This window comes from Actinomycetospora flava (assembly GCF_037400335.1).
Classification (GTDB): Bacteria; Actinomycetota; Actinomycetes; order Mycobacteriales; family Pseudonocardiaceae; genus Actinomycetospora; species Actinomycetospora flava.
Map to the genome: position 1 here is coordinate 1 of NZ_JBBEGM010000010.1, position 11,237 is coordinate 11,237.

The 11,237-nt window shown below is 74.0% G+C and carries 9 protein-coding genes; 5 read left to right on the top strand and 4 right to left on the bottom strand.

All coding sequences use genetic code 11. From position 1 onward, the window contains the following. Positions 1 to 96 precede the first annotated feature (96 nt). A complete protein-coding gene (locus tag WCD58_RS21980) occupies positions 97 to 846 on the bottom strand; it encodes a hypothetical protein (protein ID WP_337705215.1) in 750 nt (249 codons plus the stop codon). Between the two features lie 218 nt (positions 847 to 1,064). Here WCD58_RS21980 and WCD58_RS21985 point away from each other — a divergent pair, with 218 nt between their 5' ends. From WCD58_RS21985 to WCD58_RS21995, 3 genes are all read left to right on the top strand, one after another. Further along, entirely contained in the window at positions 1,065 to 2,870 is a 1,806-nt protein-coding gene (locus tag WCD58_RS21985) for an acetyl/propionyl/methylcrotonyl-CoA carboxylase subunit alpha (protein WP_337705216.1), read from the top strand. A gap of 79 nt (positions 2,871 to 2,949) precedes the next feature. Then, positions 2,950 to 3,372 (top strand): DUF1707 SHOCT-like domain-containing protein, encoded by a 423-nt coding sequence (locus WCD58_RS21990; protein WP_337705217.1) that lies wholly within the window; start codon positions 2,950 to 2,952, stop codon positions 3,370 to 3,372. 195 nt (positions 3,373 to 3,567) lie between these two features. Beyond that, positions 3,568 to 5,043: an MDR family MFS transporter gene (locus WCD58_RS21995; RefSeq protein WP_337705218.1), complete on the top strand. Its 1,476-nt coding sequence runs from the start codon at positions 3,568 to 3,570 to the stop codon at positions 5,041 to 5,043. Between the two features lie 3 nt (positions 5,044 to 5,046). Here WCD58_RS21995 and WCD58_RS22000 read toward each other — a convergent pair whose 3' ends face one another. Both WCD58_RS22000 and WCD58_RS22005 read right to left on the bottom strand, forming a co-directional pair. Next, complete coding sequence (locus tag WCD58_RS22000) at positions 5,047 to 5,520, bottom strand: anthrone oxygenase family protein (RefSeq protein WP_337705219.1); 474 nt, start codon at positions 5,518 to 5,520, stop codon at positions 5,047 to 5,049. 139 nt (positions 5,521 to 5,659) lie between these two features. Next, a complete protein-coding gene (locus WCD58_RS22005) occupies positions 5,660 to 7,360 on the bottom strand; it encodes a glycerol-3-phosphate dehydrogenase/oxidase (RefSeq protein ID WP_337705486.1) in 1,701 nt (566 codons plus the stop codon). A gap of 394 nt (positions 7,361 to 7,754) precedes the next feature. On the opposite strand from WCD58_RS22005, the gene WCD58_RS22010 reads away from it, so the two are divergent. Next, complete coding sequence (locus WCD58_RS22010; RefSeq protein ID WP_337705220.1) at positions 7,755 to 8,477, top strand: MIP/aquaporin family protein; 723 nt, start codon at positions 7,755 to 7,757, stop codon at positions 8,475 to 8,477. A gap of 84 nt (positions 8,478 to 8,561) precedes the next feature. Continuing rightward, on the top strand, positions 8,562 to 10,064 hold the full coding sequence (glpK, locus tag WCD58_RS22015; RefSeq protein WP_337705221.1) for a glycerol kinase GlpK: 1,503 nt from the start codon (positions 8,562 to 8,564) through the stop codon (positions 10,062 to 10,064). A 16-nt stretch (positions 10,065 to 10,080) separates the two neighbouring features. Here the strand turns inward: glpK and WCD58_RS22020 are convergent, their stop codons facing one another. Further along, positions 10,081 to 11,148 (bottom strand): hypothetical protein, encoded by a 1,068-nt coding sequence (locus WCD58_RS22020; RefSeq protein WP_337705222.1) that lies wholly within the window; start codon positions 11,146 to 11,148, stop codon positions 10,081 to 10,083. Between the last annotated feature and the right edge of the window lie 89 nt (positions 11,149 to 11,237).

The following is an 11,237-nucleotide window of genomic DNA, read 5'->3' on the forward strand; positions in this document are numbered from 1 at the left end:
CGTCGCGACACGCCGAGCCCGGGCGGTGATCGCGGGTCCGGTGACGAAACCCCGCGGATGCGCGGGCTTTCGTCACCCGGATCGTGATCGCGGCGCTCATGCGGGGTCCAGGCGCAGCGAGCGCACCACCGCGTCGGCGGCGTCGCCGTCGGCACCCACGGTCGGGGACGGGCGGGCGACGGCGAGCACCGCGAGCGTGCGCCCGGGCGCGCCGATGGTGCTGACGCGCACGAGCGCCCCGTCCAGCGGGCCCGCGTCGACGCGGCGCACCGAGGTGCGGGTGGGCAGGTCGGCGATCGCGTCGTCGTTGTTCGTCAGGTCGACGGTCGGGGCGCCGGGGGCGAGCTGCTCGGCGTAGGCGTCGGCGAGGCGCCGCGCCTCCGCGTCGAGGGCCGCGTTCTGCCGCGGGTCGACCCGGCCGGCCCGGGCCGGCACGCGGGCCGGGTCGGCGACGCCGACCAGGACGACCGCGTTCTCCCCGCGCCGCAGGATCGTGGCGCCCCCGAAGCGTCCCGCCGGGATCTCGACGACGTCCTGGGCCGGCACGACCCGCCAGCCGGGCAGCACCGCGACGGACGTGGCGGTGACGGCGTCGGGGGCACGCGGACCGGGGTCCGGCGCCTCCTCGGGCGGCGGCGCGTCGTCGGGGGGTGCCGCGTCCCTCGGCGGGCCGGCCGTCACGGGCGTCGGCGGCGAGGCGGGCTGCGTCACGGCCACGTCGTCCCCGGCCAGGCGCACGGCGGTGGCGCGGTCCGCACCGACCGCGCCGGCGACCACCGCGACGAGGCCGGAGAGGGCCAGCACGGACGCGCACGCGGCCACCGACCGCCACCACCAAGGCTGCATCGGTTGCCGACGGTAGCCGCGTGCCTCGTGTGAGCCGCAGGCGGGCGAGCCGTCACGATGCGTGGGACCCTCCGTCTCGTTGTGTGGTCATGGCCACGCTCACGCCCGCCGCACGCCCGCGTCGAGTACGAGAGAGTGACCCGGCCGGGCGCCCGTCCGGCCGCCCCTACACTGCCCCGACCGCCCCCGGTTCAGCGTCGCCCCCAGGAGGTCAACCGATGGCCGCGTCCGCCCCGACGGGGTTCGACCCGCTGCACACCGTCCTCGTGGCGAACCGCGGCGAGATCGCGGTGCGCGTGGTGCGCGCCTGCGCCGACGCCGGCCTCGCGAGCGTCGCGGTCTACGCCGACCCCGACCGCGACGCCCCGCACGTGCGCCTCGCCGACCAGGCCTTCGCGCTCGGTGGCGAGACCGCCGCGGACTCCTACCTCGACATCGAGAAGCTCCTCAAGGCCGCGCGGGACTCCGGCGCCAACGCCGTGCACCCCGGCTACGGGTTCCTCTCCGAGAACGCCGACTTCGCCCAGGCCGTCATCGACGCCGGGCTGATCTGGGTCGGGCCGAGCCCGCAGGCGATCCGCGACCTCGGCGACAAGGTCACCGCCCGCAAGATCGCCGAGCGCTCCGGGGCGCCGCTGGTGCCCGGCACCAAGGACCCCGTCGCCGACGCCGACGAGGTCATCGCCTTCGCCGACGAGCACGGGCTGCCGGTCGCGATCAAGGCCGCATTCGGCGGCGGCGGGCGCGGCATGCGCGTCGCCCGCGAGCGCGACGAGATCGCCGAGATGTTCGACGCCGCCGTGCGCGAGGCGGTGTCGGCGTTCGGGCGCGGCGAGTCCTTCGTCGAGCGCTACCTCGACCGGCCCCGCCACGTCGAGGCCCAGGTGCTGGCCGACCAGCACGGCAACTGCATCGTCGTCGGCACCCGCGACTGCTCGCTGCAGCGCCGCCACCAGAAGCTGGTCGAGGAGGCGCCCGCACCGTTCCTCACCGACGAGCAGCGCAAGCGCATCCACACCTCCGCCCGCGACATCTGCGTCGAGGCCGGCTACTCCGGTGCGGGCACCGTCGAGTTCCTGGTCGGCGAGGACGGGACGATCTCGTTCCTCGAGGTCAACACCCGCCTGCAGGTCGAGCACCCCGTCTCCGAGGAGACCAGCGGGATCGACCTCGTGCTCGAGCAGTTCCGCATCGCCGCGGGCCAGCACCTGCGCTTCGACGCCGACCCCGAGCCGCGCGGGCACGCGATCGAGTACCGCATCAACGGCGAGGACGCGGGCCGCGGCTTCCTGCCCGCCCCGGGCACCGTGACGCGGTTCGTCGCCCCCGACGGCCCCGGCGTGCGTGTCGACGCCGGCGTCGAGACCGGCTCGGTCATCGGCGGGCAGTTCGACTCGATGGTCGGCAAGCTGATCGTCACCGGCGAGGACCGCGAGCAGGCCATCGCGCGCTCGCGGCGGGCGCTGGAGGAGCTGGTCGTCGAGGGCCTGCCGACCGTCATCCCGTTCCACCAGGCCGTGCTGCGGGACCCGGCGTTCGTCGCCCCCGACGGTGCCGAGTCGTTCCTCGTGCACACGCGCTGGATCGAGACCGAGTTCGACAACCAGATCCCGCCGTACGAGGCCGCCCCGTCCGAGGACGACGAGGAGGCCGCCCCGCGGCAGACCGTCGTCGTCGAGGTCGGCGGCAAGCGCCTCGAGGTCTCGCTGCCCGGCGACCTCGCGATCGGCGGCGGGGGCGGCGCCCGCGCCGCCACGCCCAAGAAGAAGCGCAGCCGCTCCGGCGGCGGGGCCAAGGTCTCCGGCGACGCGGTCACCGCGCCGATGCAGGGCACCGTGGTGAAGGTCGCGGTCTCCGAGGGCGACACCGTGTCGGCGGGCGACCTCGTCGTGGTCGTCGAGGCCATGAAGATGGAGAACCCGGTCACCGCCCACAAGGACGGCGTCGTCACCGGGCTCACCCTCGAGGCGGGCGCCAGCGTCAACCAGGGCGCCGTGATCTGCGAGATCCCCGACGCCAACTAGTCGCGCCGAGGCGTGCGGCCCGTAGCGCTCCTTCGTCGCGCTACGTGCCCGAGCCGCCGGCGCGGGCATAATCTCGGGCATGGCCGAGGTCGGGGCGCACGAGCGGGAGCTCGCGATGGAGGCGCTCGATGCGCACCGGCGCGCCGGGCGGCTGGAGCGCGACGAGCACGCCAGCCGCTGCTCCACCGCGTCGCGGGCGACGTCGCGCGACGAGCTCGAGGCGCTGTTCCACGACCTCCCCGAGCCGCACCCCGACTACCCCACGCCGGGCCCGGCACGGCCCCGCCCCGTCGCCGCCGCGCCCGCGGCGCCGGAGCTGCCGGACCTCGTGGCGCCCACCGGCGCGACGATCGCCCGGCACGCCGGGCTGATCTCCCTGCTGACGCCGGCGGTCGCGGCGCTGATCTTCGCGGCCAGCGGCGGCCGCTTCCCCTGGATCTTCATCCTCGTGCCGTTCGTGATCGCCGGGGTGGCCTACATCTCCCACCGCCACGAGCGTTGAGCGGTTCGCGCCCGGCGCAATCCGCCACAGCCGGGAACACGGGTCCCCGACCCGACGTTGCCTCCCCCGTCGGCCGGTCGCTCGCTGTCGCGCGCCCGGCCACCCCCGGGCGAAACCCGTTCGCCTGTCAGGGGGGCGTGTGATGCTCTGGAGACCGGCCCGTGACCGCCACGGCCGCCGCCACGAGGGGGAACGATGACCGGCCCGTCCGGAACCGGCCAGGAGGCGCCCACGCGCCCGATGGTGATCATCATGACGTTGGTCGTCTCGGCGTTCGTGATGATCCTCAACGAGACCATCCTCAGCGTGGCCCTGCCGCACCTCACCGGTGACCTCGGGGTGTCGGCGACGACGGTGCAGTGGCTGACCAGCGGGTTCCTGCTGACGATGGGCGTGGTCATCCCGACCACGGGCTACATCCTCAACCGCTTCACGCCGCGCCAGGTGTTCCTGGCGGCCATGACGCTGTTCAGCCTCGGCACGCTGATCTGCGCGCTCGCCCCGGGGTTCGCCGTGCTGTTCGTGGGCCGCATCGTGCAGGCGTCGGGCACCGCGGTGATGATCCCGCTGCTCATGACCTCGGTCATGCGGCTCATCCCGGCCGACCGGCGCGGCGCCACCATGGGCACGATCTCGATCGTCATCGCGGTGGCCCCGGCCATCGGCCCGACGATCGGCGGGCTGATCCTCTCCACGCTCGACTGGCGCTGGATGTTCTGGAGCGTGCTGCCGCTGTCGGTGGCCGCGCTCGCCGTCGGGTTCGTGCTCTTCCGGCTCACCAGCGAGACCCACCGCACGCCGCTCGACCTGCTGTCGGTGGCCCTGTCGTTCCTGGCCTTCGGCGGCATCGTCTACGGCCTCTCGACGCTGGGCCACGGCGGCAGCGCGGTGGTCCCGCCGTGGGCCGCCCTCGTGGTCGGCGCCGTCGCGCTGGCCACGTTCGTCCTGCGCCAGATGCAGCTCCAGCGCACCGAGTCCGCGCTGCTCGACCTGCGGCCGTTCAGCCACAAGCCGTTCGTGGTCGCGATCGTGCTCTCGGCGCTGCTGTTCATGTCGCTGCTCGGCGCCGGGGCGATCCTGCTGCCGATCTACCTGCAGAACGTCCTGGGCGTCAGCGCGGCCACCACGGGCCTCGCGGTGCTGCCCGGCGGCCTGGTGCTCGGGTTCATGGGCCGCCCGGTGGGCCGGCTGTTCGACCGCGTGGGTGCCCGCCCGCTCGTGATCCCGGGTGCCATCGGGCTCGCGACGTCGATGTGGCTGCTCGCCCTGTTCGGCGCGGGTGCGGCCCTGTGGATGGTCATCGGGGCCCACATCCTGCTCATGGTGTCGCTCGGCCTGATGATGACGCCGCTGCTCACCGAGGGCCTCGCGGTGCTGCCCGAGAACCTCTACTCGCACGGCAGCGCCATCCTCACGACGCTGCAGCAGGTCGCGGGCGCGGCCGGTACGGCGGGCTTCGTCACCATCGCGGCCATCGGCTCGGCGAGCGCCTCCGGCACGCCCGACGCCGCCGGGCTGCGGCTCGCGTTCATGGCGGCCGGGGTCATCGGCCTCATCGCGGTCGGGGTGTCGTTCATGGTGCGGCGCAAGCCCGCCGCGGGCCCGGCAGCGCCGGAGGAGCTCGGGACGAGCAACGACACCACCCCGTCCACCCCGGTCGCCGGCGGCTGACGGTCACAGCAGCGGCGCCGCCAGCAGGGCCGCGGCCCCGAGGGTGGTGACCGCGGTGCGCACGCCGTGTGCGCGCACCCACGGGCGCTCGAAGGCCTCGCGGGCCCGGACGACGTCGGCGGCGTCGTGCGGGTCCGCGCGGTCGAGCCCGGTGTTCAGCGGGATGTTCACCGCCGCCGTGATCACCAGGGACGCGACCTGCAGCAGCGCCCCGAGGATCACCGCCGCCACCGGCGCACCCGCGACCAGCGCGAGCACCACCGCCGCGGCGGCGACCAGCGGGGCGCCGAGGAACAGCACCACGAACCCGGGGCGCACGATCACCCGGTTCACGGTCTGCATCACCGACACGAGCACCGGGTCGGGCAGCCGCGCCAACGCCGGCATGATCGACAGCGAGAACGCGAGGTAGAACCCCGCGAGCAGGGCCGAGAGCAGGCCCGCGAGCAGCGCGAGCGCGGGGACCAGGGTCGTCATGGCGACCAGTCCAGTGCCCGGCACCGGTCGCGACCAGTGCCGCGCGTCCGGCGTCTCTGCCCGCCCGTCCGGGAGCGAGGGCGTCCCTCGCTGCGTCCCACGCAGCCGGGGAGTCCCTCGCTCCTCCCGGGACGCCGCCTCAGCCGGTGCCGAGCGCCGCGAGCCGGGGGGCGCGCGGGTCGGGCGCGGCGACGCGCAGCTTGTCGGCCTCGATGTCGGTGTCGACCGACTGCGAGTCGCGCTCGGCCTGCACCCGCTCGACGTAGGAGCGGACCTCGAGGTCACGCTGCTCGTCGGTCCACCCCAGCAGCGGTGCCATCTGCGCGCCCACGGCCTCGGCGGAGTCGACGCCGCGGTGGGCGTACTCGATCGAGATGCGGGTGCGCCGGGTGAGGACGTCGTCGAGGTGCAGCGCGCCCTCGTAGGCCACCGCGTAGGCGATCTCCACGCGCAGGTAGTCCGGCGAGGCGGGCACCGGCTCGAGCAGCGACGGGTCGTCGTCGGCCATGGCGAGCAGGCCGTGCAGCAGCGAGCCGTAGCGGTCGAGCAGGTGGCGCACGCGGTGCGGGTGCAGCCCGTGGCGCTGGCCGAGCTGCTCGGACTGGTTGACCAGCGCGAAGTAGCCGTCGGCCCCGATGAGCGGCACCCGGTCGGTCACCGACGGGGCCACGCGGGTCGGGATGTCCTCGGACGCCGCGTCGATCGCGTCGGCGGCCATCACCCGGTACGTCGTGTACTTGCCGCCGGCGATGGCGACGAGCCCGGGCATGACCCGCGAGACGGCGTGCTCGCGGGAGAGCTTCGAGGTCTCCTCGCTCTCGCCGGCGAGCAGCGGGCGCAGGCCCGCGTACACGCCCTCGATGTCGTCGTGGCTCAGCGGCGTCACCAGCACCGAGTTGACGTGCTCGAGCAGGTAGTCGAGGTCCTTGCGGGTGGCCGCGGGGTGGGCCAGGTCGAGGTTCCAGTCGGTGTCGGTGGTGCCGACGATCCAGTGGTTGCGCCACGGGATGACGAACAGCACCGACTTCTCGGTGCGCAGGATCATGCCCGTGTCCGACGGGATCTTGTCGCGCGCCACGAGGAAGTGGACGCCCTTCGACGCCTTGACCCGGAAGCGCCCGCGGGTGCCGGCGGCGTGCTGCATCTGGTCGGTCCAGACGCCGGTGCAGTTGACCACCACCGACGCGCGGACCTCGGCCTCGCGCCCGCTCTCGACGTCGCGGACGCGCACGCCGGCGACCCGGTCGACCTCGTGGAGGAAGTCGACGACCTGGGTCGAGGTGCGCACGACGGCGCCGTACTGGGCCGCGGTGCGCCCGACCGTCATGGTGTGGCGGGCGTCGTCGGCCTGGGCGTCGTAGTACCGGATGGCCCCGACCAGCGCGCTGCGCTTGAGCGCCGGCGCCATGCGCAGCGCCCCGGAGCGGGTGAGCTGCTTCTGGTGGGGCAGCGAGCTCTTGCCGCCCATCGTGTCGTAGAGCGTCACGCCGGCGGTGACGTACGGACGCTCCCAGTGCTTGGTCAGCGGGTAGAGGAAGCTGACCGGCTTGATCAGGTGCGGTGCCAGGCGCGTCAGGTTGAGCTCGCGCTCGCGCAGCGCCTCGCGCACCAGCCCGAAGTCGAGCTGCTCGAGGTAGCGCAGCCCGCCGTGGAACAGCTTCGACGACCGGCTGGAGGTCCCCGACCCGAGGTCGCGCGCCTCCACGAGGGCGACCTTGAGGCCCCGGGTGGCCGCGTCGAGCGCCGCCCCCGTGCCGACCACGCCGCCGCCGACCACGACCACGTCGAACTTCTCGGACGTCAGCCGCTCCCACGCGCGTTCCCGCGACGCCGGTCCCAGGCGGGCCGGCTCGGCCGCCGCATCGAGCGCCTCCGCGGTCCCCCCGTCGTGCGCTCCCCCTGCGTCTCGTCCAGCGCCCACGTCCGGCCCCTCTCTCGTTCGTGTCCGTCTCCACAGCGTGCCGGGCCTGCCGCGACCGGCGTCCCGAGGGCGCTGTCAGTCACGCTAACGCGGTAACGCCGACCCCGGCACCGAGCACGCGGGGCAGCTGTTTGCTCCGTCCTGGTGCTCGGGTGCCCGCCCATCACCCTCGTCACCCCCGAGATCCACGTGAGTCATGGACACACGGTGAGCATCGCCACTAGCGTTCACGATCAACGCGCGCCCAGGACCCGCGGGGGGAGCACCGGACGAGCGTGTCGCAGAGGCCGGGTCGCCGTCGACAGGAGTCCTCGTGGGCGCTGGAAGCATCATTCTCTCGGAGTTCCTCGGCACCATGGTGCTGCTCCTCTTCGGCTGTGGAGTCGTGGCCAACGTGCTGCTGACCCGCACCAATGCCGACGGGGACACGGCGTCCTGGGTGCTCATCACGTTCGGGTGGGGTTTCGGGGTGTTCGCCGGCGCGAGCATCGCCGACGCCTCCGGCGGCGCCATCAACCCCGCCGTGACGCTGGCGAGCGCCATCAACGGCGGTACGCCGTGGGGCCAGGTGCCGTTCTATCTGATCGGCCAGTTCCTGGGCGCCTTCGTCGGCGCGGTCCTCGCGTGGCTCGTCTACAAGCTGCAGTTCGACCACAACGAGGACAACTCGGGCACGCTCAACATCTTCTCGACGAACCCGCCGATCAAGAAGCCGGCGTGGAACTTCGTCACCGAGATGATCGCGACGTTCGCCCTGGTGCTGTTCCTGCTGGTCAACCCCTACGGCAGCAGCCCGGCCATCTACGGTGCCGCGGCCGCGGTCGTCATGGGCATCGGCCAGGCGCTCGGTGGGTCCACCGGCTACGCCATCAACCCCGCCCGTGACCTCGGGCCGCGCATCGCGTACGCGGTGCTGCCGATCCGCGGCAAGGGCCGGCCCGACTGGGGCTACTCCTGGGTGCCCGTCGTCGCCCCGCTGGTCGGGGCCACGCTCGCGGCGCTCGTCGCGCTGGTCGCGCCCGTCAAGACGGGCTGACCCCGCTCCTCGGCACGGACGCCGACCCGGGGGACGGCACCCCACGCAGACATCGATCCTCACGACATCGCCAGGAGTTCAGGCATGACGCAGTACGTCGCCGCGATCGACCAGGGCACGACCTCGACCCGGTGCATGATCTTCGACCACTCGGGCCGGGTCGTCGCGGTCGACCAGCTCGAGCACCAGCAGATCTTCCCGCGGGCCGGGTGGGTCGAGCACGACGCCGCCGAGATCTGGGGCAACACGCGCCAGGTGTGTGGCGGCGCCCTGGCCCGGGCCGACATCAACGCGGACCAGGTCGCCGCGGTCGGCATCACCAACCAGCGCGAGACCACGGTCATCTGGGACAAGGCGACCGGCGAGCCGATCCACAACGCGATCGTCTGGCAGGACACCCGCACCCAGGCGATCTGCGACGAGCTCGGCGCGCTCGGCGGCGGCGCCGAGCGCTACCGCGCGAAGACCGGCCTCCCGCTGGCCACGTACTTCGCCGGCCCGAAGGCCCGCTGGATCCTCGACAACGTCGAGGGCGCCCGCGAGCGGGCCGAGCGCGGCGAGCTCGCGTTCGGGACGATGGACACCTGGGTGCTCTGGAACGCCACCGGCGGCAACGAGGGCGGGCTGCACGTCACCGACCCGACCAACGCCTCGCGCACCCTGCTGATGAACATCGACACGCTCGAGTGGGACCCCCAGCTCTGCGAGGAGATCGGGGTCCCGATGGCGATGCTGCCGGAGATCCGGTCGTCGTCGGAGAACTACGGCCCCATCCGCGCCCGCGGCACGTTCGCCGACGTCCCCGTGGCCGGCATCCTCGGCGACCAGCAGGCGGCGACGTTCGGGCAGGCCTGCCTGAGCCCCGGCGAGGCCAAGAACACCTACGGCACCGGCAACTTCGTGCTGCTCAACACCGGCACGGAGAAGGTCGAGTCGAAGAACGGCCTGCTCACCACCGTCTGCTACAAGATCGGCGACGCGCCGCAGGTGTACGCGCTCGAGGGATCGATCGCGGTCACCGGCTCGCTGGTGCAGTGGCTGCGCGACAACCTCGGCATCATCTCGTCGGCGCCCGAGATCGAGACGCTCGCGAAGTCGGTCGACGACAACGGCGGCGCCTACATCGTGCCGGCGTTCTCGGGCCTGTTCGCGCCGTACTGGCGCGCCGACGCCCGCGGCGTGATCGTCGGCCTCACGCGCTACGTCAACAAGGGCCACATCGCCCGCGCGGTGCTGGAGGCCACGGCCTTCCAGACCCGCGAGGTCATCGACGCCATGAACGCCGACTCCGGCGTGCCGCTGACCGCGCTCAAGGTCGACGGCGGCATGGTCGGCAACGAGGTCCTCATGCAGTTCCAGGCCGACCTGCTCGGCGTGGACGTCGTCCGCCCCGTGGTCGCGGAGACCACCGCGCTCGGCGCCGCCTACGCCGCCGGCCTGGCCGTCGGCTTCTGGGACTCCGAGCAGGACATCCGCGACAACTGGGCCCAGGACAAGGTCTGGACCGCGAGCATGGACGAGAAGCTCCGCGACGAGACCTACGCCGAGTGGAAGAAGGCGGTCACCCGCACGTTCGACTGGGCTTAGTGTCGCGGCAAGCCGGTCACGACCCGTCACACTCCTTCGTCGTTTCACGTGTCGGCTGCGGCGCCGCGCTCCGGCGGGGAGCGAGGACGTCGTAGATCTGGCCTCGGTCCTCGAGGCGGTGCAGCCGCTTCAGCGAGCGCCGCAGGACGGCCTCGTCGGGATGGCGGAGATACGCCGTCCCGGCGGGGCCGTTCTCACGCGCGGGGTCGCCGACCTCGAGCAGGCCCTCCGCGCGGTGGAAGCCCGGCAGCGCCCGCAGCGCCGCGAGCCCGGGCCGGCCGGTGACGACGCCGGCGGCCGGGACGTGGAGCGGGACGGTCGCGACCGAGGCGTCGGGCCGGTAGGGGTCGGTGAACCGCAGCGCGAACGCCGCCGGGTCGGCGAACCGCTCGGCGGTCAGGTCGGCGTGGCTGTAGCCCAGCGCCGGGCGGTGCAGCGACGGGTCCTGCGAGGCCGGGGTGAGCGTCGGCGCGAACCCCACCAGGCGGGGCCCGTCCCCGGTCATCGCGACGGTGCAGTGCGCGGGCCCCTCGCGCACGCCCAGCGCGTCCAGGCAGTGGCTGACGTGCGCGACGACGGCCAGGTGCACCGCCGTGGCGCGGCGGATCAGCACCGTGTGCCGCTCGACCGGGCCGCCCGCGACGCGGTCGATGCGCACGGCCTGCAGGTCGCAGAGCGCGTGGCGCCCGCCGGCGCTGACGGTGTTGACGACGAAGCGCGGGCCGCCGACCGGGCCCCGCGCGACCGGGAGGCCGGCGGCGCCCAGGGCGTCGTCCCGGGCCGCGTCGTCGCCGCGGGCGGGGGCCGTCGCGGCGTCGTGGTGCGGCAGGCCGAGCGCGTGGGACAGCGTGTCGGCCGCGTCGACGGCGCCGCGGCTGCCCGCGACGACCGCGGTGACCCCGCGCGCCGCGAGGTCACCGAGCGCCTCGCGGGGGTCGTCGACGAGCAGCGTGTGCGGGTGGGTGCCGGCGGCGAAGGCCGGCGCGCAGCGGCGCTGGTAGAGGTGCAGCGGGAGGACGCCCCGCTCGACGAACGACGCGGAGAGCTCACGGCCGGTCGAGACCGGATCGACGATGGTGATCATGGGGCTCGCTCCCGGGTCCGCGCGACGGGGGTCGCCCGGACGGCCGCACGCAGGCGCTGGGGGGCGCGCCGCGCCGGCGCCCACGGACG